General features: G+C 58.0%; 19 protein-coding genes. 6 read left to right on the top strand and 13 right to left on the bottom strand.

The window, feature by feature from the left end; translation table 11 throughout:
• Positions 1-159: 159 nt before the first annotated feature.
• Positions 160-1,158 (top strand): LacI family DNA-binding transcriptional regulator, encoded by a 999-nt coding sequence (locus tag AB1A64_RS13425; RefSeq protein WP_366551874.1) that lies wholly within the window; start codon positions 160-162, stop codon positions 1,156-1,158.
• Here AB1A64_RS13425 and AB1A64_RS13420 read toward each other — a convergent pair whose 3' ends face one another.
• Both AB1A64_RS13420 and AB1A64_RS13415 read right to left on the bottom strand, forming a co-directional pair.
• Positions 1,159-2,292 (bottom strand): Gfo/Idh/MocA family oxidoreductase, encoded by a 1,134-nt coding sequence (locus AB1A64_RS13420; protein ID WP_366551873.1) that lies wholly within the window; start codon positions 2,290-2,292, stop codon positions 1,159-1,161.
• Positions 2,293-2,328: 36 nt separating this feature from the next.
• Positions 2,329-3,432, bottom strand: a complete 1,104-nt coding sequence (locus tag AB1A64_RS13415) for a Gfo/Idh/MocA family oxidoreductase (protein ID WP_366551872.1) — start codon at positions 3,430-3,432, stop codon at positions 2,329-2,331.
• Positions 3,433-3,544: 112 nt separating this feature from the next.
• Between AB1A64_RS13415 and iolC the strand changes: the two genes are divergently transcribed.
• From iolC to AB1A64_RS13395, 4 genes are all read left to right on the top strand, one after another.
• Positions 3,545-4,525 (top strand): 5-dehydro-2-deoxygluconokinase, encoded by a 981-nt coding sequence (iolC, locus tag AB1A64_RS13410; RefSeq protein WP_366551871.1) that lies wholly within the window; start codon positions 3,545-3,547, stop codon positions 4,523-4,525.
• A gap of 9 nt (positions 4,526-4,534) precedes the next feature.
• Complete coding sequence (locus AB1A64_RS13405; RefSeq protein WP_366551870.1) at positions 4,535-5,371, top strand: 5-deoxy-glucuronate isomerase; 837 nt, start codon at positions 4,535-4,537, stop codon at positions 5,369-5,371.
• Positions 5,368-6,207: a class II fructose-bisphosphate aldolase gene (locus tag AB1A64_RS13400; protein WP_366551869.1), complete on the top strand. Its 840-nt coding sequence runs from the start codon at positions 5,368-5,370 to the stop codon at positions 6,205-6,207. Before AB1A64_RS13405 ends, AB1A64_RS13400 begins: the two co-directional genes overlap by 4 nt.
• A gap of 74 nt (positions 6,208-6,281) precedes the next feature.
• Positions 6,282-7,094 (top strand): hypothetical protein, encoded by an 813-nt coding sequence (locus tag AB1A64_RS13395; protein ID WP_366551868.1) that lies wholly within the window; start codon positions 6,282-6,284, stop codon positions 7,092-7,094.
• Positions 7,095-7,124: 30 nt separating this feature from the next.
• On the opposite strand, the gene iolB is transcribed toward AB1A64_RS13395, so the two are convergent.
• From iolB to nhaC, 11 genes are all read right to left on the bottom strand, one after another.
• The gene (gene iolB, locus AB1A64_RS13390; RefSeq protein ID WP_366551867.1) at positions 7,125-7,931 is read right to left on the bottom strand and encodes a 5-deoxy-glucuronate isomerase; all 807 of its coding nucleotides are present in this window, start codon (positions 7,929-7,931) and stop codon (positions 7,125-7,127) included.
• Positions 7,932-7,955: 24 nt separating this feature from the next.
• Complete coding sequence (locus tag AB1A64_RS13385; protein ID WP_366551866.1) at positions 7,956-9,137, bottom strand: phytanoyl-CoA dioxygenase family protein; 1,182 nt, start codon at positions 9,135-9,137, stop codon at positions 7,956-7,958.
• A 49-nt stretch (positions 9,138-9,186) separates the two neighbouring features.
• Positions 9,187-10,086 carry a myo-inosose-2 dehydratase gene (gene iolE, locus AB1A64_RS13380; RefSeq protein WP_366551865.1) on the bottom strand — a complete coding sequence of 300 codons (900 nt, stop codon included), beginning with the start codon at positions 10,084-10,086 and terminating at the stop codon, positions 9,187-9,189.
• On the bottom strand, positions 10,083-11,915 hold the full coding sequence (iolD, locus tag AB1A64_RS13375) for a 3D-(3,5/4)-trihydroxycyclohexane-1,2-dione acylhydrolase (decyclizing) (RefSeq protein ID WP_366551864.1): 1,833 nt from the start codon (positions 11,913-11,915) through the stop codon (positions 10,083-10,085). Before iolD ends, iolE begins: the two co-directional genes overlap by 4 nt.
• Before the next feature lie 88 nt (positions 11,916-12,003).
• Entirely contained in the window at positions 12,004-12,822 is an 819-nt protein-coding gene (locus AB1A64_RS13370; protein WP_366551863.1) for an ATP-binding cassette domain-containing protein, read from the bottom strand.
• A gap of 1 nt (position 12,823) precedes the next feature.
• Complete coding sequence (locus AB1A64_RS13365; protein WP_366551862.1) at positions 12,824-13,948, bottom strand: ABC transporter permease; 1,125 nt, start codon at positions 13,946-13,948, stop codon at positions 12,824-12,826.
• Between the two features lie 82 nt (positions 13,949-14,030).
• Entirely contained in the window at positions 14,031-14,972 is a 942-nt protein-coding gene (locus AB1A64_RS13360; RefSeq protein ID WP_366551861.1) for a sugar ABC transporter substrate-binding protein, read from the bottom strand.
• A gap of 125 nt (positions 14,973-15,097) precedes the next feature.
• Positions 15,098-16,111 carry an inositol 2-dehydrogenase gene (iolG, locus tag AB1A64_RS13355; protein WP_366551860.1) on the bottom strand — a complete coding sequence of 338 codons (1,014 nt, stop codon included), beginning with the start codon at positions 16,109-16,111 and terminating at the stop codon, positions 15,098-15,100.
• Between the two features lie 164 nt (positions 16,112-16,275).
• Positions 16,276-17,532, bottom strand: a complete 1,257-nt coding sequence (locus tag AB1A64_RS13350; RefSeq protein WP_366551859.1) for an Hsp70 family protein — start codon at positions 17,530-17,532, stop codon at positions 16,276-16,278.
• A gap of 107 nt (positions 17,533-17,639) precedes the next feature.
• Positions 17,640-18,656 (bottom strand): GlxA family transcriptional regulator, encoded by a 1,017-nt coding sequence (locus AB1A64_RS13345; protein WP_366551858.1) that lies wholly within the window; start codon positions 18,654-18,656, stop codon positions 17,640-17,642.
• Between the two features lie 70 nt (positions 18,657-18,726).
• Positions 18,727-20,199: a Na+/H+ antiporter NhaC gene (nhaC, locus tag AB1A64_RS13340; RefSeq protein ID WP_366551857.1), complete on the bottom strand. Its 1,473-nt coding sequence runs from the start codon at positions 20,197-20,199 to the stop codon at positions 18,727-18,729.
• 317 nt (positions 20,200-20,516) lie between these two features.
• Here nhaC and AB1A64_RS13335 point away from each other — a divergent pair, with 317 nt between their 5' ends.
• A complete protein-coding gene (locus AB1A64_RS13335) occupies positions 20,517-21,782 on the top strand; it encodes a hydroxymethylglutaryl-CoA reductase (protein WP_366551856.1) in 1,266 nt (421 codons plus the stop codon).
• Positions 21,783-21,801: the final 19 nt, after the last annotated feature.

Raw genomic sequence — 21,801 nt, 5'->3', positions numbered from 1 at the left:
TCTCATCACCCACCATTCTCCCTTTGCACCCACAAATACCACGGACCCGGTGTTATTGACACTCGGCCTTGCAACCGATTGCAAAATATAGCCGTTGGCGCATACTATCTGTTTCATGATATCGCAGATCAGCTTTTCCCCGAACGGTGGGTGCCAGTCATGAGTGTCACCCTGAAAGACGTCGCGGCCCTGGCGGGTGTGTCACGCTCGGCCGTGTCGCGGACCTTTACCGAAGGCGCCTCGGTTTCCGCAAAGACCCGCAGCAAGGTTGAAAAAGCCGCCAAAGAGTTGGGCTACAGCCCCAATGCGCTGGCGTCGTCGCTGACAACTGGACGGACCAAGCTGATCGGGTTGATTTCCAACAACTTTCACAACCCGATCTTCCTTGAGGTTTTCGACCAGTTCACCCGCGCCCTGCAGGAGCGCGGGCTGCGACCCCTGATCGTCAACCTGACGGACGAGACTGAACCAGCCAATTCGGTGCGGATGCTGCGGCAGTATTCCGTAGACGCCGCCATCGTCGCCTCATCGACCCTGCCGCCCAGTTTTGCCAAGGCGTTCCATGATGCAGGCGTGCCGGTAGTGCATACATTCGGTCGGTCTGCCACTTCGCCCGAAGTGCATGTCGTGGGCATCGACAACGTCGAATGCGGGCGCATGGCGGCGCGGGAATTGCTGGCGCGCGGGTATCGACGCGTGGGGTATCTGGGGGGGCCAAAAGATGCGACCTCGGCCATGGACCGATATCGCGGCTTTATGGAAGAGGTCGAAAAGCATCCCGAGCTTGATGTGTCCTACTCATTCGCAGGGGCCTATTCGTTCGAGGCCGGACGTACCGAGATGTTGCGACTGCTGGCGGGTGCCCCGGCCGATGGGTATTTTTGCGGTGACGACATTCTGTCGGTTGGGGCGCTGTCCGCCCTGCGCGACCACGGGCTGAAACCCGGCAAGGATATCGGCATCATTGGCCTGAATGACATGGAAATGTCGCGTTGGGAGAACATTGACCTGACCACCATTCACCAACCGATCAAGCAGATCATAACCTCGTCCGTCGATCTGGTTGAAGAGATGCTGAAAGACCCCAAACGCTATCCCGAAGCGCGGATTTTCCCCTGCCGGGTGATCGAGCGGGGCACGCTGCGGCCCCGCCCCTGATCAACGGAACATCGGCGGGCGTGCATCTTTCCACGCGCCGTCTTCTTTACCTGATGCGACTGCCGCGTGGACGGCAGCGATCGAGCGGACCCCGTCTGAAGCGCCGGGCAGGCCGTCACGGGTTTCTCCGCGGATGGCATCGGCCAGATCGCAATAGATATTGGCAACGGCCAAGGGGAATCCTTCGGGATGCGCTATCGCCACGCGGGACAGGCGCTGCACTTCATCATGCAATCCACCCTCACCCTTTTCGATGATCTGAGTACGCCCGCCAATGGGTGTATAAATCAGCTGGTTGGGCTGTTCCGAGTGCCATCGCACCCCCCCGGTTTCGCCAAACACTTGAATGTCGAACCCGTGCTGCCGCCCGATCGCTACGGATGAGGTCCAAAGGCGGCCGACCGTGCCACCTTCCATCCGGAAGTTGACCATGGCATCGTCCTCCAGTTCGCGGCTTGGGATGGTCGAGGCCATGTCGGCAGACAGCGTTTTGACCTCATCATCACAGATGAAACTGGCCATATGCAGCGCGTGAATACCGCAATCGGCGAATTGGCCGGACACACCCGCCATGGCCGGATCATACCGCCAACGGACGCGCGGATTGTCGGCGTCGGTAGCATCTCCATGATGGCCATGGCTAAAATTGGTCACTACCAAGCGCACTTTGCCAATGTCGCCAGCCCGCACCATCGCGCGGGCCTGCCGCACCATTGGATAGGCGGAATAACAATAATTCACCGCGCAGATTTTTCCCGAAGCTTCGGCCACGCGGACAATCTCTTCGCCCTCTTCCACGGTCATGGTCATCGGCTTTTCGCACAGCACATTGAATCCGGCTTCAAGAAACGCCTTGGCAATCTCGAAATGGGTCGAGTTCGGGGTGGCAATCGTCACCAGATCAATCCGGTCCTCGCGCCCTTGTTCACTCGCCAGCATTTCCTGCCAATCGCTATAGGCGCGGTCGGCGGAAACACCCAGACGTTGCGCATAACCCCGCCCCACTTCGGGGCGGTGATCCAGCGCGCCTGCGGCGAATTCGAACATCCCGTCCGCCAACGCCCCCAGACGGTGCGCGGGCCCGATTTGGCTGCCTTCGCCACCACCGATCATGCCCCATCTCAGCTTAGCCATGGTTCTTATCTCTCTTCAGGTTATATGCTTGCGCGATCAGAAATCGCTTATGTCTTGCCACTTCCGCCGCTCGGACGAGGCCAGCGCTGCGGCCAGCACACGGTTGACCTCATGCCCGTCACGGAAAGTGGGCCAGATCGGTTGGCCGGTATGGATGGCCTCAAGGAAATCTTTGGCCTCGATGATAATCTGATCCTGATAGCCGGTGCCATGGCCCGGGCCCTGACAGAAGGGTTCGTAATCCGGATGTGCCGGGCCGGTCAGGATCTTGGTAAATCCGCGATGCGCCTCGGGACCTTCGCGACGATAGAACCACAGGGCGTTCTGGTCTTCCTGATCGAACCGCAACGCGCCTTTGGTGCCTGAAATCTCATAGGCATAGCCCATCTTGCGCCCGGTCGAGATGCGGCTGACATAGATATTGCCCATCGCGCCATTCTCAAAGCGACACATGATCTGGGCATGGTCGTCATTTGTGACTGTGCCACCGGGGCGGGTTTCGTGGACGGTTTCCACCTCGGCCATCACCTCGGCGATTGGCCCCATTAAAGCCAGCGCCCCGTTGACCATATGCGGTGCAAGATCGCCAATGGTGCCGTTGGCCATACCCGTTGTGCGCCACGAGGCCGGAGCATTAGGGTCGGCATAGAAATCCTCGGTATGCTCACCCCGAAACCAGGTGACATCACCCAATTCGCCGTCGGCAATCAGTTTTCGCGCGAATTGAGTGGCGGGCGTGCGGACATAGTTAAATCCGACCATGTTTGTGACACCGGATGCCTCAGCTGCGGCAACCATGGCCTCGCCATCAGCCATCGACGCGCCCAGCGGTTTTTCGCACAATACCGGCTTGCCTAGGGCAAAGGCCGCCTCGGCAATCTGACGATGGGTTTCCTGTGGCGAGGCGATGACCACGGCCTCGACCGCCGGGTCATTGACCAACGCCTGCCAATCCCCGGTCGCGCGCCGAAACCCATAGGCCGCCCGATAGCGTTCAGCGCTTTCAGGGCTTGAGGCACAGATCATCTCCAGCCGGGGACGCAGCTCGGTGTTGAACACCGCACCCACAGCCGACATCGCGACGGAATGAGCCTTGCCCATATAGCCGCCACCCACAATTCCAATTCCGATTTCAGGCATCTGTCACGGCTCCGAACATACTATTTGCAACCGGTTGCAAAATGAGTATCGTGTGAATCGATTCAACGCAAGGTCCAAACTTTGCCGACCCTACTTTGCCGGAGGACATGACGTGAGCGCTTTGATAGACGGTATCAAAGGAAACCGCTTTGCCGTGCTAGGGCGTGCCGGCATGGACCTTTATGCCGATCCTATAGGTGTCAAAAGCGAGGATGCCGACACGTTCCACGCCGATCTGGGCGGGTCATCCGCAAATATTTGTGCTGGCCTGGTCAAACTGGGCAGTCAGGCGTCGCTGATCACCTCGGTCTCGGATGATGCGGTGGGGCGATTCTGCCTGAACAAGCTGCGCGATTACGGCGTGGATACATCCTATATCCGCGTTCTGGGCGGTGAATACCGCATGTCGCTGGCCGTCTACGAAAGCCGGATCGAGAATTTCCAGAACGTCATCTATCGCAATGGCGCAGTCGATTTTCAGGTCACCGAAGAAGATATGGACAGGGTCGAGTACAGCGCTTTTTCTGCACTGATCTCCGCCGGCACCGTGTTCGCCGCCGAACCCTCGCGCAGCGCCACGTTCCGCGCCTTTGAAAATGCCCGCGCGGCTGGCCTGCCAATCATCTTCGACATCGACTATCGCCCCTACAGCTGGCCCTCGCCCGAGGTTGCCGCCGATGTGCTGTCGCGCGCAGGTGACGCCAGCGACCTGATCGTCGGCAATGATGAGGAATTCGGGTTCATGGCTGGCGGCATCGAAAAAGGGTTCGCCAAAGCCAAGGAACTGGCCGAAAAACCCGGCCGGATCGTTATCTACAAGATGGGCGAAAAGGGTGCCGTCACGCTGGTGGATGGGCAAGAGATAGCCACAGGCATCTACCCCGTCACCGCCGTTAAACCCAACGGCGCGGGCGACAGTTTCATGGCTGGCCTGCTGGCCTCGATCGCGGTGGGGCATTCACTGAAAGATGCCGTGATGCGCGGCTCGGCTTGCGCATCCATCGTGGTATCGCACCCCGGTTGCGCCCCCGCCATGCCCACAACACCCGAGCTGGACGCATTCCTTGCCGCCCACCATGGCTCGACCACATAGGAGACACCCATGCATATCGCGCCCTATGACAATCAGAACAAACCCATCGTCGATGCCGACGACCCGACGGTACCGCTGAACTATTTCAACATCGTCAAACTGAAAAAGGATGAGGCGTTTGAATATCAGGTGCCGGGATATGAAACCTGCATCGCCCCCGCCACCGGCAGTGTCGACGTCTACGTTGAGGGTGTGCAGTTCCCCAAGCTTGGTAACCGAGGCGAAGACGTCTGGGATGGCGAGCCCGAGGGCGTCTATGTCCCCGTCGGCGCCAAGGCCCAGATGGTCTGCGTCTCGGACGAGGCCGAAGTGTTCATTGCCGGGGCCAAATACGACAAGGTGCTCGACCCGTTCGATGTGCGCGAACATGATCTTGTGCAATATGGCAGCGACGACACCAAAACCCACCGCAAGATCAAACACATCCTTGGACAGAAACAGCATGACAAAGTAGGCCGCCTGCTGGTTAGTGAGTTGTTCACGGTGGGACAAGGCGGCTGGTCTGGCTTCCCCAGCCACAAGCATGACACCAACCGCCTGCCGGACGAGTCGCGCCATGACGAGACCTATAACTTCCGCTTCAAACCCAACTGGGGCTCGGGCCTGCAGATGTTGCAGCGCGAGGATAACGAACCCGGCGACGCCTATCACATCGTCGACGGGTCCACGATCTGTATCGACAAGGGCTATCACCCCTGCTGCGTGCTGCCGGGGTATGAGATGTACTATTTTACCATTCTGGGCGGTCTCAGCCAGCGGTCGTTGGTGCAGTATTTCCAACCAACCCATGCCTACCAGATCGAGACGATCCCAGGCATCAAAGACATGATTGCAAAGTTCAAATGACTCTTGTCACGCTGAAAGACGTCCTAAGCCCTGCTTATGAACAAGGCTATGCTGTGGGTGGTTTGGTCACGCTGGGTTGGGAAGACATGCGCGCCTATGTGGCCGCGGCCGAGGCTGAAAACGCCCCGGTGATCCTGCAAGCGGGACCCAGCTGTCGTGAGCACACGCCGCTGCCTATCCTCGGCAAGATGTTCCGTCATCTCGCCGAGAATGCCTCGGTCCCCGTCGTCGCCCATCTGGACCACGGTTACACGTTTGAGGACTGCAAGATCGCGCTGGAAAGTGGGTTTACATCGCTGATGTTCGACGGGTCGCGCAAACCGTTGCAGCAGAATATTGACGAGACTGCCGCGATTGCCGAAATGGCCCACGCGGCGGGGATTTCATGCGAAGGCGAGATCGGGTTTGTCGGTTATTCCGGCGGTGAAGGGTCAAATGGTACCGACCCGGCCGAGGCCGCGCAGTTCGCACGTGAAAGCGGTGTGGATGCGATGGCGATTTCTGTCGGTAACGTCCATCTGCAGCAGAACAAGGAAGGCGGCCTAGACGAAGACCGCATCCACCAGATCGACGCCGTGACCGACGTGCCCTTGGTCATTCATGGTGGTTCCGGTGTGCCGGTAGAACAGCGCACCCGCCTGGCCCGCGAGACCTCAATCTGCAAATTCAATATCGGGACCGAGCTGCGCATGGCCTTTGGCGCAGCCCTGCGCGAAGCCGTGAACAGCGATCCCGAAAGGTTCGACCGGGTTACCATCCTGAAAGAAACTCACGACCCCGTAGAGGCTGCCGCCCGCGCGGTTATCCGGGCTTTTGGCGCACCGCCGCAAAGATAGGGAGTCTACGTCTAATACGTTGCAAAAAATGGGGATTTCATACTTTTGGCACATTCACGGAATAGCCGGAGGATATGGGAACAAGCGCCGCACGCGAGACTAACAGGCTATTGCGTGGAGTTTCGACCGGCCATGTCGAAACCGTCAGGGACGCATGGCGAGCGCTTTTAGCGGATAAGGGCGCGTCCATTCCCGAGGTGCAGAGCAAACTCTCGTCCTCGGCCTGGCTGGACAATCCTCCCGGCCCGTTGCCAAAGTACTTTGGTATTCTGCTCGCGCTTATGAGTGAAATGGATCAAGACGCGTTTCGGCAGGAAATCACTCGGCTGGGAAACGACAAACTGCATCCGGTGCATCGCAGAACGCTCGACCTGATGGCAAAACGGCTGGAAGACGCGCCATCCACCTATTTGGCCAACAACATCCCGGTATTCATTGCCGATGACGTCGCCGACCCACCGCGCGTCATTCGGAACCTGCAGCGATGGAGCAGCACCAAGGACCTGACACTGGACAACGTGACCCGTGTTGACGTGATCGCCGAGCGTCGCGAACTTGACTATCTGGGACAGTACAACCTGTTTTTCTCGGGAATCATCCTGACTTGGCCGACGACCCAACCCAAAGGTTTCGAACTGTGGTTAACGAACGCGGAACGCGAGTTTACATTCTATCACGAAGTCGGGCACCACGTGCACAAACACATCGAAGGTGGGCAGGTGGCCGAACAGGAAAAAGAAGCCGATGACTACGCGCGTTCGATGTTTCGCAATTCGAGACCTTTTCTAACAGGGATCGGTCGAGTGGTTTTATGGCCGTTCAAACCGTTGCTCAGAAACTTGTTGCGGCATCTGAATCATCGAATGGCCCGGGCTACAAATCTTTGAGCCTTGAGCGAATTAACCTCATGTTCTGTTTCATCCATCCCGCTCCATGATCCACTCAACCTCTGGGGCCGCAACAAAGCGCCACTTCCGCAACGGTCCTGCCATGACGTTCAGATAGTACATCTCAAACCCATAGGGTGCGCCGCACGGGTGATGGCCGCGCGGGACGGTCACAACATCGCCATCGGACACGGCCATCGTCTCATCCAATTGGCCATCATCGGTATAGACGCGCTGAATGCCAAATCCGTTGGCCGGGTTCAGCCGGTGGTAATAAGTCTCTTCAAGATAGGTGATCCGCGGGTAATCATCTTCGTCATGCCGGTGGCTGGGATAGGATGACCAGTGCCCATTCGGCGTGAACACCTCTGTCACCAGCAGACTGTCAGCATAATCCTCGGCTTCCATCGCGATGTTGTTGATATAGCGCGTATTCACCCCCTTGCCGCGTTCGGTCAGGGTGATGCCATCAGGACCAATCCGCCGCGCCGCGTGCCCACCTTTTCCCGGAGCGGTGCAGACGGCGACGACGCAATCGGTTTCGGCGATGGCCTCCCACTCGGTCCCGTTGGGCAGATACAGGCAGTGCGGCGGGGTCTTCTCAAAGACGTTCATCCGGTCGCCCAGAACGCCCCAATCCTGGCCGGCGCCAGTGATCTGCGCCTTGCCCTCGACCATGACCAAAATGACCTCGCGCTCACCAGTGGCCTCAGCCGCCCTATCCCCTGCGCGCAGATGATAAAGGCTAAACCCAACATAGCGCCAACCCGCACTGGCCGTGGTAATGTCGTGAACCTTACCGTGGGTCCCGACGGGTTTCTTAAGCAGGTCTGCCATTTTAGCCTCCTTGATGTTCTTGCTTCAGGCAGCTTGCCTTGTGTGCAGGGCGGATAGCGCCTCGGCCAGATTGGTTTCGGTCCAGCCCTCGGCCACGGCCCTTCGCAGGATATCGGCCTGACTTTCCGGCGCGTTGCCTCCGATCGGAGGGTCCGTGTCCAGATTTGTCGGAAACGGATAGCCTTCCGCGGTGGCGGCGATGGCGGCGTCCAGTTCTGCCCCAGTCAGCACGCCGCGCTGTTTCAGGGCGACGAGAGACGGAAAGACCGTCGTCGCCATGGTGCGGCGATCCACCGCCTCCATCGCACGCCCGAAAACCGATGAGATTTGCAGCAGGTTGGCCATTCTGTGAATGTCCGAACTGCTGTTCTCACCCGCCGCGTGAAACAGCGCCGGGTTGAAGAACATCGCATCACCTTTTGCCAGTGGCAGTTGAACGTAGTGATCCTCGAAATGATCCTGATGGGCGGTATCGTGAAACGCCAGATAGCCTGATGGGTAAAGCTGTGAGAACGGCAACAGCTTTGTCGGCCCACTTTCCACTGGCATATCACAATGGGCAATCGCCCCCTGTAACGTCAATGACGCGGTCACAAGATGCGCATGGGCCGGATACTGGGCGGCACTGTCCGCGCTTTGAAAGCCAAGGTGGTAGTCCCGATGCGCCTGCTGCGCCTTACCGCCGGGCCGTACCTGGTTGACCTGAGCGGTGACCTGATAATTCGGACCCAGCCAAGCCTCGCACGCCGCTGCAATCGCGGTATTGCCGAAATACAGCGCAAAGCCTTCGGGGTCGCGCAGGCATTGCTTTTGCAACGCGTTCCAGATCCGGTCATTGGCACCCGAGGCTGCAAAGTGATCGCCCTCGCCCGACCCGCTTTGGCGTTCTTCCTTAATGATCTGAAGGAAGATTTCGGTCGCACGGTCGATGGCCGAAGTATCCGCGTACGCCCCCTTGAGGGCGATCACGCCCGCGGACTTGTCCAGCACCCAAGCCCATTCCGCCAGCACTGCCCGACGTGTATCGGGCTGTTCCAATGCCGGGCGCAGCGCCTGCATGTCATAGATCGGAATATTCTTTTCAACCGACGCGGCATGGGGCACCGCATCGGCCAAAAGGCTTCGTGAGATCAATACCTTAAACTCATCCAGATCACAGGATTCCCGGTCAAAATAGCCGACATATCCGAGGTCTCGATTTACCATGAATTTCTCCTTTCTCATGGCTTTAGGTGTTGCCTCTTAGGGCAGTGTATTACGCGGTGATCTCCAATCCTGCCTGTCCGCACACATCGACAATGTGGTCGTAGCCCTTCTTGGAATACTCATAGGGTGGCGCTTTGGCTGGGTCCTGTTCAGCCTCGACCACAATCCAACCGTCGTAGTCCATCGCTTTAAGCGCATTTGCGACCGACTGGAAATCAATGCAGCCATCACTGGGTACGGTGAAAGCCCCGGCAATGACAGCGTCCAGAAAACTGCGATTGTATTCACGTGTGTCCTGCACCATCGCGGGGCGGATATCCTTAAAATGCACATGATGCACCCGGTCGCCCCAGCGGTTCAGGGTCGCCATCACATCGCCGCCGCCAAACAGCAGGTGGCCGGTGTCAAAGCACAGCTTAACCTCGGGGCCCGAACCCTCCATCAGCCAGTTCACCTCATCCTCGGTTTCGATGATCGTGCCCATGTGATGGTGATAGGCCATCGTCATGCCCTGATCGCCCATCCACTTTGCCAGCTCGGTGATCTTGGCCGCGTATGCCTTCACCTCATCTTTCAACAGTCTCGGGCGGGCGTTGACCGGCGTCCCAATCTGGCCCTGCACGGTGTTCGAGCATTCGGCGTAAACGATACAGGGGCTGTTCAGTGCTACAAACTGTTCGACCTGCTCACGCACGGCTTCGCGTTCGGTTGCGAAGTCATTGACCAGCGACGCGCCCGAGCACCAGCCACCGCACAGCACGATGTCATTGCCGTCGAGATAGGCGCGCAAACCTTCGGTATCGCTGGGCATTCGCTGGCCCCGTTCGACGCCTGTATAGCCGATCTCGCGCGCCTCTTTCAGCGCCTGCTCCATGGTGAAAGCCGCCGTTATGTCCGGCAGGTCATCATTTTGCCAGGCGATCGGAGAGATTCCGATTTTCACGCTCATTTCGTGTTTCTTTCCTTGATTGCAACCTCGTAAGCCGCGCGTTTTTCATTCACTTCAGGGCGGATGCTGACCTCGGGAACGGCCACCTCCCACCACGTGCCGCCATATTCGGTCGACGGATAGGGATCGGTGTCGATGACCACCACATATGGTCCCTTGATCTCACCGCGTTTGGCCAGCGCCTCCTCAAGCTCGGCAATCGAGCTGACTTTGACTGAGGTAGCGCCCATAGCCGCCGCGTGGGCGGCAAAGTCGATGGCCGACGGCGTTTCATGCACCGCATGATCCAGCAGGTTGTTAAACTCGGCCCCACCAGTGCCCATCTGCAGCCGGTTGATACAGCCAAACCCGCGATTGTCGGTGATGACGACGGTGAACGAGACACCCATCATCGCCGCAGTGGCCATTTCCGAATTCGCCATCATATAGGTGCCGTCACCGGTAAAGCAGATAACGTCGCGATCCGGCTGGGCCATCTTGATCCCCATGGCCCCGGCGATTTCATAGCCCATACAACTGAACCCGTATTCCATGTGATAAGAACCCGGGCGCGGCGCTTTCCACAGCTTGTGCAACTCACCCGGCATGGTGCCCGCCGCACACATCACAACGGTGTCGTTGTGCGAGGCGCGCTGAACCGCACCCACAACTTGCATATCGGTCGGCAGCGCGTTGCCGTCACCTGGCGCATCGGTCAGCTTGTCGACCTTGCCAAACCATTCAGCCTTCAGCGTGTCGGCCACCGGATCGGCGCGGTATCCTTGCAAGGCCGTGCCCAGCTCTTGCAGCCCGACTTGCGCGTCGGATTGCAGTGGCATGGCGCCGTGTTTCTCGGCGTCATAGGCTGCGGTGTTCAGGCAGATCATCTCGCGTTCGGGGTTCGAGAACAGGCCCCATGAACCTGTGGTGAAATCCTGCAACCGCGTGCCGACCGCCAGCACCAGATCGGCGGCGGCACAAACATCATTGGCGGGCTCGCCGCCAGTGACGCCAACCGGCCCCAGGTTCAGCGGATGATCCCAGGCCAGGGCCGATTTACCAGCCTGCGTCTCGGCAACTGGAACGTTGTGCGTCTCAGCAAAGCTTTGCAGTGCATCGGTCGCGCCCGAGTAATGCACCCCACCCCCGGCAACGATAACCGGACGCTTCGCCGCCTTGATCGCCGCGACGGCACGGGCCAGTTCGCCTTCATCCGGGCGGATACGGCGCTGATACCAGACCCGCGGCTCAAAAAAGCTTTCTGGATAGTCATAAGCTTCGGCCTGCACGTCCTGACAAAAGGCCAATGTCGCCGGTCCGCAATCGGCCGGGTCCGTCATGGTACGGAAGGCGCGCGGCAATGCGGTCAGCAGATGCTCGGGACGCGAGATACGGTCATAATAGCGGCTGACCGGGCGGAAGCAGTCATTGGCGCTGACGGTGCCGTCGCCAAAGCTTTCGATCTGCTGCAACACCGGATCGGGCCCACGCGTGGCGAATACATCGCCGGGGACAATCAGTACCGGCAGGCGGTTTACATGCGCCAGCGCGGCAGCTGTCACCATATTGGTCGCGCCCGGCCCGATCGACGAGGTCACCGCCATCGCCCGCGTGCGCCGCATCTGCTTGGCATAAGCAATCGCGCAATGCGCCATGGTCTGCTCGTTATGACCGCGATAGGTGGGAAGGGTGTCTTTGACAGCGTGCAGCGCTTCCCCCAGACCTGCCACGTTACCATGGCCGAAAATGGCCCAGACACCAGCGATGAACGGCTCTCCGGCCTCGTTCATCTGCGCACTCAGATAGCGCACCAAAGCTTGCGCTGCGGTCAGTCGGACTGTTTTGCCCATTGTGATCCCTTTCAACACAAGGCCATTTTGGCCAAGCCTGCAATTTTTGTTTGATGTCGGGCCGTGGGCCCAAATTGGGGGAACGGGGTTAAACCGTTCCGCCCAGAGATCCTTCGAGTTGGGCCAGTTCCTGACCGCCAGCCATCAGGTCCTGCAACTCTTCTGGCGTGATTTCCCCGCGCCGCGCGGTGCCCAAGGTCTTACCCCGGTTCAACACGGTAAAGCGATCGCCCACAGCCAGCGCGTGGCGCACGTTATGGCTGATGAAAACAACGCCCACACCCTGACTGCGCACCTTATCGATGGTCGCCAAAACGTTCGAAGTCTGCCGCACACCAAGGGCCGAGGTCGGTTCGTCCAGGATCAGAATCTTGGCGCCGAAATGAACTGCGCGGGCGATGGCCACTGTCTGACGTTCACCACCCGACAAGGTGCCCACAGCCTGATCGGGGCCACGCAGGTTGATGCCCATTTTGCGCATCTCTTCCATAGTGATTTCATCTGCCAGTTTCTTGTCGAAGAAACTGATCCCCCCGACCTTGCGGGTCGGTTCATTCCCCATGAAGAAGTTCCGGCTGACGCTCATCAGTGGGATCATCGCCAGATGCTGGTGCACGGTCGCGATCCCAGCTGAAATCGCATCGCGCGGGTCTTCGAAATGCATCGGCCTGTCTTCAAAGAATATCTCGCCGGCGGTGGGCTTGTGTACGCCCGACATGGTCTTGATGAAGGTCGACTTTCCCGCACCATTGTCGCCCAGCAGACAGTGGCATTCGCCGGAACACAGATCAAAGCTGACACCGGCCAGCGCAATCACCGAGCCGAAATGCTTTTGAATGTCGACCATACGAATAATCGGTTTCTTGGCCTTCGCGTCGCCGTGGTGGAACTTGGTGTCTTCGGTCATCTCAGCGTTCTCCTGTGATGATGCGACGGATGTAAGTGTTCAGGATCACAGCACCCAGAAGGATGACACCCAAGAACACCCGGAAAAGCGAGCTTTCGACACCCGCAAAGAACAGGCCTTGCTGCACGACGCCAAAGATCAACGCTCCCAAGGCTGCGCCAAGGACCGATCCATAGCCGCCAGTCAGCAGCGCGCCGCCAATGACCACCGCAATGATCGCCTCGAACTCTTTCAGCAACCCGCGATCCGCCCCGGCCGAGCCGAACTCCATCACCTGACAGGTGGCGAAAACCGTGGCGCAAAAGGCTGTGAACATGAACATCAGCACCTTGACCCGGTTCACCGGCACGCCTGAGTTCCGGGCCGCTTCGGCGTCACCACCGGCGGCAAAAATCCAGTTCCCGAATTTGGTTTTGGTCAAAAGAACATGGCCAAAGATGATCAGCCCGATAGCCCAGATCAGCAGCATGGGAATCCCATCGACAACGGGCTGCCCTTCACGTGTGCCACGTGAGAAAGTTTCGATCAGACCATTGTCGCCCAGCCAGGCAAAGAAGCCTTGAAACACCTTGCCGCCAAACACCCACGCCAACCAGTCACCCTCGGCCACGTCCTTGATACCGCCGATGATGGTTTTGCGTTCGATGGTCTGCGGCAGGTAGATCGTGAAACCGCGCAAGATGAACAGAAATGCCAGCGTGACGATAAAACTGGGTAGACCCGTGCGCACTACGATGTACCCATTCAGCGCGCCGATAGTGACACATAGGGCAAATGTCACCAGGATCGCCATCCAGACAGGCCAGCTAAGCGTGACCGAAAAGATTGCGATCATCATTCCTGCAAAGCCAATCATCGAACCGACGGACAGGTCAAATTCACCCGCGATCATCAGCAGGCAGGCCCCTACTGCGATGATCATGAATTGCGCCGAGACAATGGACCAGTTCATTATGCCCTGAGAGTTGAACATGCCGCTATCAAAGGCAAAAAGCAGGAAAAAGGTGAAAACGGCAACTGTCCCGACCATGCCGCCCAATTCGGGGCGGATCAGGGCGCGACGCAGTGGCGAGATCTCTTTGATCCGTTCGTCACCGCCTGCCGTGGATTGAACTGTCTCAGACATTGTGGTCCTCCCTCGCGCGGGCTTTCCAAGTATAGGAAGTGGCGACGGGCGCACTCCTCTTGCGCCCGTCGCATTGCGTAAATCAGCGGTATTCGCCCGCGAATTCTTCGATTTTTGTCAGCCCGTCCGCCGTAACGAAGCCCGGACCAGAGTTGATGTTGTTACCCGGCAGGACGCCATAGCGGTGGTAATTGGCCAGAACCACAACCGGCAGATAGGCCTGCAGGAAGGGCTGCTGGTCGATACCCCACTGGATGGTGCCGTCCTTGATGCCTTTGACGATTTCACCGCCCAGATCGAACGTGCCGAAATAGATGTCGCCTGCCATGCCGTTTTCCTGCAGCGCCAGAATGGTCGGGTCTGCCGATGTCGGACCAAGCGTCAGAACAGCGTCGGTTTCAGGATTGGCCGACAGGTAAGCCAGAACCCGGTTCTTGATTTCAGCGGGGTCCTGACCGGCGTCGATCATCTGCTCGCCCAGTTCAACACCCAGACCGTCTGCAAAACCCTGACACCGCTCTTGGCTTGAGGGTTGAACGATATAGTGGTTCACACACAGGAAGGACCCGATCCCGTCCGCCTTGGCCCGCTGACCGGCAGCCAGACCCGCATCATATTCAGGCTGGCCCACATACATCAGGGCACCAATCTCGCGCGCTTTTTCGGGCGTTCCAGTGTTCATGATGATCACGTCGATGCCGGAATCCACGGCTGCCTTGATCGGGCCTTCCAGGATATCCGGGTCGGCCAGCGTGGTAATGATGCCATTGGGACCTGATGCTGCCGCCTGATCGATGATCCGTGCCATGTCAGCCAGGTCACCCGTGGGCGGGTTGCGGTATTCAACCTCGACACCCATCTGTTCGCCCGCCAAGGCGATGCCATTTTTGATTGTGTTCCACCAGCTGTCGCTGTCAGGGGCGTGGCTGACCAGAATGTATTTCTCACCCTCTGCCGCGACGCCGGTTGCGGTGACCATCGCCAGCGCGCTGGCAGCCAGTGCGCTTTTTACGAACTTATTCATTTGGTTTCCTCCCATAAAAACAGTTTGTCTTTATTGCCGGGGCAGCAGCCCCAGTCATTCGGACCGGCCGAATCTCCTCCGCTCCGGGAATCTGGCGGAGCTTTCCCCAGTTTCCGGATATCCGCTCATTTTGCAACCGGTTTCAAAACATCGGCCATTGCAACAGACTGCCCTGACTGGGCCGAACGGGTCGCAGCTTCAGCCATGGCCAGGGCAACAACCCCGTCTTCCAGCGTCACTGGCATTGACGAACCGGACTGCACCGCCTTCACAAACGCGTCCCATTCTGCCCGGTAGGCAGGCATATAGCGCTCCAGGAAAAAGTAAGTCGGCTTCGCCCCAGTGATACCGTCGGCTGTTGACTTGACCACCGCGTTTTCCAGAATGTTATGAGCCTGCAACAGCCCGCCCGACCCCAGCATTTCGATCCGCTGGTCATAGCCGTAGACAGCGCGCCGCGAATTCTTGATCACCGCAATCTGACCGCTTGCATAAGTCATTGTTACAACGGCGGTATCCACATCGCCAGCTCGTCCGATCTCGGGGTCGACAATCGAGGTGCCGACCGCCAAAATCTGCACCGGTAGCTGCCCCATCAGATAGTTCGCCATGTCAAAATCGTGGATCATCATATCCCGGAACAGACCACCCGAGACCTTGATGTAGCTGACGGGCGGAGGGGCCGGATCGAAAGACGTAATCGACAACAACTCGGGCGCGCCAATTTCACCCTGATCGGCTGCGGATTTCAGAGCTGAAAAGCTGGGGTCGAACCGGCGGTTGAACCCAACCATCACTGGTTGGCCAGTTTCCGCCGCAACGGCCTGGCAGGCAAGTGCCCGTTCAAGGCTGAGATCGACGGGTTTTTCACACAGAACCGCCTTGCCCGCCCGTGTAGCGGCCTCAATCAAGTCAGAATGGGTGTCGGTCGGCGTCGCGATCAGGATCGCATCAATCGACGGGTCCGCGATGATCTCCATCGAGTCGCGCGCGGTCGCCCCCTGTTCAGCAGCAAGGCTTTCAGCCGCATCGGAAATCGCGTCAGAGACAGCGCATAGCTGGCTTTGCGAATGCGCAGCGATGGCCTGTGCATGTACGCGACCAATGCGTCCGGCACCAAGCAATCCGATTCTGAGCATGCAGGCCTCCCGATTCTTTATTTCGAGGATACCATGATTTTCTTTGCAACCGGTTGCAAGATATTTTTCAACTTACTTGATACGATGAGGCTCAAAGGATCGTGCCCACCGTGCGGGCGCGCCCAAAAAACCACAGGAGGTATCAAGTTGTGCAGATTCTTCCCCTAGCCACCCTCTTGCGCGGCCACGAGGGCCAGCCCCTCGGCGACAGCGGTGAAGACAGAGGCAAAGGAATGCTCGGCCGAAGGAAAAACGCCACGCATCGTTTCGGGCACGATACCCATCAGGCTAGAGCCGCCGACATATACAACGCGGTCGATCTGCTGTGGGGTCAAGTTAGCCTGGCGCAGTACTTCGCGCGCGCCCGTGTCCAACTGCGCGGCATGCGCGGCAAGGCTTTCTGCCACCAACACATCACTGAGCTGCGCCGTCAGTCCCGTCTCGAGCATGTTCAGCGCGATGGCCGGATCATTTGCCCCTGAATTCACGGCTATTTTCCCGCGCTCCACCGCAAAGGCCAGTTCGTGACCCAATTCGTGTTCAAGAACCGTGGCAAGCCGCGCCAACCGCTCGGGGGATTGGGCCAGTTTCAGCATATCGCCCACTATGCGGCGGTTCTGGGCCGAGTACAGAAAGGGGATCATTTCCCAAGTTGCAAGGTCATTGAAGATCGCGTTGGGCGTCTGCGACACGCCTTTGCCAAAAACATTTCGGACCATCGACCCTTTGCCCAACAGGGGCATGACCTGATCGATGCTTATTGTACGATCAAAATCCGTACCGCCAATTCGCACCCCGTGATTGGCCAGAATCTTGACCTCTGCGGACCTAATGCGAAAGATCGAAAAATCTGACGTTCCGCCACCGATATCCACAACCAAGCCAACCGTATCCTCTGGCCCGGCCGCACCGTTCGCAATAGCAGCCGCGGCGGGCTCGGGACAGAACCGGATGTCGGTAAATCCGGCGGCCTCGTAACACGCGCGCAAATCAGCTTCGGCCTGTGCCTCGCGCGGATCATCCAACCCATGAAACACCACGGGCCGCCCCGAGATCACACGGGTGCAAGGCACGCCACGCTCGGCCTCGGCCCGCTCCCGAAGCCTGCGCAGGAACGATCCGATAATCTCGACGAATGTCACCCTCTGGTTCAGGATCTGGCGCTTTTCATGCATCAACGTGGTGCCCAGCACGCGTTTGAGCGCGCGCATAAAGCGCCCCTCCAACCCATCAAGCAACGCCTGATTAGCAGGTTCACCGATCAGGGTTTCGCGCGTTTCGAAATCAAAGAAAAAGGTGGTGGGAAGGGTCGTGGCTGCGGCGTCGAACCGCACCAAACGGGGTGCATCCGCGTCCACATAGGCCACCGCCGAGTTCGACGTGCCAAAATCAATGCCAATCCACGGGCTGCTGGGGGCCATGGCGCATGTCTCCGAGATGTCTGAGCAAAGACTGCGGGCCTAGAGCGTACGCAGCCCAGGGTCAAGGGACAAACTTGGCCGGCTGGTTCTGCTGAAACTGGCGGATATTATTCGCGCTTTTCCGACCATCCTCGTCGGAAGGACGTTGGCGCTTCGCCATAACGCTTCTTGAAACGTACCGTAAGCTGGGTCGCACTGCCAAACCCCGTCGCCGCAGCGATTTCGGTAACGGGCAATTCGGTTTCGCTGAGCAGTGCATAAGCGCGCGCAACGCGCAATTCGATGTAAAACTGTACTGGTGAAACTTCGACATATTTCTGGAACAGGCGCTCCAACTGGCGGCGTGATATTTGAACAGCCGCGGCTATTTCCGAGATATCCAACGGATCTTCCAGGTTTTCATGCATGATCTGCATGGCGTTGATCAGGTACTGATTGCGACTGCCTAAAGCCACAGAAAAGGCGGATTTCTGAAGGGTTTTTCGGTTGTTGGACCGAAAGTGTATGCACATGTCGGAAACGATTACGGCCAGATCTTTTCCGAAATCAGACTCGATCATATCCAGCATCATGTCAGTCGCCGCATTGCCGCCGCCGCATGTCATAAGCTCATTATCGATTTCATACAGGTTTACAGAAGGTTCCAGCCCTTCAAAATGCTCGATAAAGGCGGGGTGGTTTTCCCAGTGTAATGTGAACCGCTTTCCGGTCAGCGCTCCGGCTTTGGCAAGTGCAAATGCGCCGGTACAAATACCACCAAGCTTGCAGCCGAAGGCCTTCTGGCGACTGATCCACGACAGGACCTTGGGATTGGTGCTTTCTGCCGGTTCTATGCCAGAGCAGACGAACATCCTCGATAGGCGCGGCAGGTTTTGCAGGGCCGTGTCCGGGGTGATTTCAATTCCGTTTGAGCATTGAACGGGGTTTCCATCTTCGGTGATCAGATACCATTTGTAGAGCTCTCTGTTCGTGACCTGATTGGCGATCCTCAGCGGCTCGACAGCTGCGCTAAAGGCCAACATAGTTAGTTTAGGCAAAAGCAGGAAATAGATCTCTTTGGCCGGCCCGTCGTGGTCTATGCGAAAACTGGCCGCCCCTTTTGGGATGAAGTTTTTAGGGTTCACTATGTTTCCTCCCAATACCGACCAGGACGGATGAAATGCACCAACACGCAACGGTGTTGGTGCAGGTTGGTCAGGCGTGCCATTCAGCAACAGGTTCACCGCTTGCTTCCCAAGCGTGGATTTCCTCTTCACTGGCTTTGGGCGAGAAAAGCCCGGTCATGGCGTAGAAGATACCGATGACCGGTGACAGCCAGCAAGCGAACGCAAGGGGAATATATAGCAGGTTTTCAAAATTCCCGTCGGCGATCCCAAGACCAAGGGCTGTGATCACAAAGGCACCTCCGGCGTTCCAGGGGATCAGGGGCGAGACCAAGGTGCCGCCCTCTTCGACGGCGCGTGACAGGTTCAACGGTGAATATCCCATGGCCCGATAGACTGGCGCGTACATGCGGCCCGGCAGAGCGATGGAAAGATACGGGTCGCCCGCAACGGTGTTTGTCGCCACCGAAGTCAGAATGGCCGAGGTCTGAATACCGGCAAACGTCTTCACCTTCGAAATGACCACGTTGATGATCGCTTGAAGGCAGCCCACACGTTCAAGCGCTCCGCCGAAACCCAACGCCAGCAGCACCAGCGAGATTGTCCACATCATCGACTGAATACCCCCACGGTTCAGCAGCGGATCGATTTCGGGAACACCGGTATCGATGGAATATCCGCTGTTTGCGAATGTGAACGTCTCATGGAGACCCGCGCCTTGGCAAAAGATGGCCATGATGCCGCCCGCGACGGCCCCTGCAAACAGTGACGGGATCGGGGGCTGTTTCATGACCGCCAGCACGATGACCAGAACAGCCGGGAACAACATGATCGGGGAAATCCAGAATGCCTCATCCAGTGCGCTTGTGATGGCATGGATGCGGTCAAACGAAACTTGCGACGTGTCGATCAATGTGAAACCGACAACGAAATAGATCACCAGCGCAATCAACATGGACGGAACCGTGGTGGGTAACATGTTCCGAATATGGTCAAACAGATTGGTGCCTGTCACGGCGGGTGCCAGGTTCGTCGTGTCCGACAAAGGTGAGATCTTGTCGCCGAAGAAGGCGCCTGAGACGACCGCACCAGCCGTCCAATACATGGGAATGCCAAACCCGGCACCAATGCCCATTAAGGCCAGCCCGACAGTGCCCGTCGTCCCCCAGGAGGTGCCCAGCGAGACAGAGACGATGGAACACAACACCATTCCAGCGGCCAGAAACAGCTCGGGCGACAGTATCTTGAGGCCATAATAGATCAGTGTCGGAACCGTGCCGCTTGCGATCCACACACCAATGATCATGCCAACCGTGATCAGAATCGAAACAGACGGCAGCGAAATATTGATGACGTGGAAAACGCCTTCTTCGATGCTGGGCCATTTGTGGCCAAGCATAAGGCCAACGACCCCGGTGATCGCGATCCCGAACGCCAGCGGTATATGCGGGGTAAAGTCGCCAAAATAGAAAAGCTGCAGGCCAAGTACGAACAGGGTCAGCACAATTGGCACAAGCGCCAACCCCAGACTTGGCTGTCTTATCTTGTCTTCATTCGCAGACATAAAGGTCTCCTCCGTTGGAATGATCCAGAACCGTGATGATCCGCGGAAGAAACCAAGTTTTATGGGACCGCACCGTCGGTCAAAGCGCACATCCTATAGAAATTTGCGACACGGTTGCGTCGATTTTTGGCCCACGCCCGACGCGGCGATGCAAATGCAAGCACGCATAGTGCAATCAAACATATCCACGGCCGCAAGGTTTGGGCCCTTTCGATTCAAGGAGATATGGCTGGATATCGGCGGACCTTTTGGTAACGTGCAGACACATTGATTTGCATCTGCAATAGTTTTTGCGGGACAGATACCGGAGCGTACTTTTGATAATTCCGTTTCACGTTCGTGAGATGCTTCATCGCATCAAGGCCCGATTTGATGCCGATCAGATACCGCAGCAGATGGCGTCAAACGACGCCGAGTTTGCGACCTTGCGACCATCGCGCAAGACAACTCCCGAGATGGTTGTGCGGTTTTGGGAAAAGTTGAAACCAACCGCAGGTGAAGAAGATCAGGCGCAGATTGCGGACCCTGCAACGCTCGACGCTGCAGAAATTTACGGTGCCAATATCGAAAATTTCATCGGGACCGTTAAGCTTCCTGTTGGGATTATTGGTCCGTTGCGTTTGAACGGAATGAACGCAAACGGGGATTTCCACGTTCCCCTCGCCACAACCGAGGCGGCGCTGGTCGCCTCATATGCCCGGGGTGCCTATGCCGCCACCCGGTCTGGCGGTATCAGCACAGCCGTTTTGTACGAAGGTGTGCTGCGCACTCCGGCTTTTGTGTTTGAAAGCCTGCTAAGGGCCGGGCAATTCGTGGATTGGGTGGTTTCAAATGTCGAAATGCTCAAATCCGCGGCCGAAGCAACCACCGGCCACGGCAAGCTAGTTTCGCTGGAGCCGTTCATAGACACCAACGTCGTGTTCCTGATCTGCCGATACACCACCGGCGATGCGGCCGGTCAGAATATGGTGACCATTGCCACCGACGCGATGTGTCACGAAATTGCAGATAACTGTCCGGTCGAGATCGAGAATTGGTATATCGAAGGGAACTTCTCGGGCGATAAGAAAGCTTCGGCGCTTGGGCTGGTGACAGGGCGCGGACGAAAGGTTAGCGCCTCGGTCACACTCCCTGCTGAAATTGTCGAAAAGACGCTGGGCACAACGGTCGAGGCGATGTTGGCCTATGGGCGTGTCGCCAATCTGGGTGCGCATCTGTCGGGTCAGTTTGGCGCGCAGGCGCATTATGCCAACGGGCTGGCCGCGTTTTACATTGCAACCGGCCAGGACGCGGCTTGCGTGGCCGAAAGTGCGATGGGCGTCACAAGAATGGAGCCAAGGGGCGATGATCTGTTTTGCTCGGTGACGTTGCCAAACATTTTGGTTGGATCAGTCGGGGGCGGCACTGGGTTGCCAAGCCAGACTGCGGCCCTGAATATACTCGGCCTCAAGGGCAACGGGTGTGGCACAGCGTTGGCTGAGGTGGCCGCGGCCACCTGCCTGTGTGGGGAAATATCGATCGTCGCGGCGATCGCGGCAGGGCATTTTACCCGCGCTCATGAAAGTCTGGCCCGCCAAAGATGAGTTTTCAAAATCGTTTCTG

Source organism: Ruegeria sp. ANG10 (assembly GCF_040705255.1).
GTDB lineage: Bacteria > Pseudomonadota > Alphaproteobacteria > Rhodobacterales > Rhodobacteraceae > Ruegeria.
This window is presented reverse-complemented; position numbering and strand designations above follow the sequence as displayed.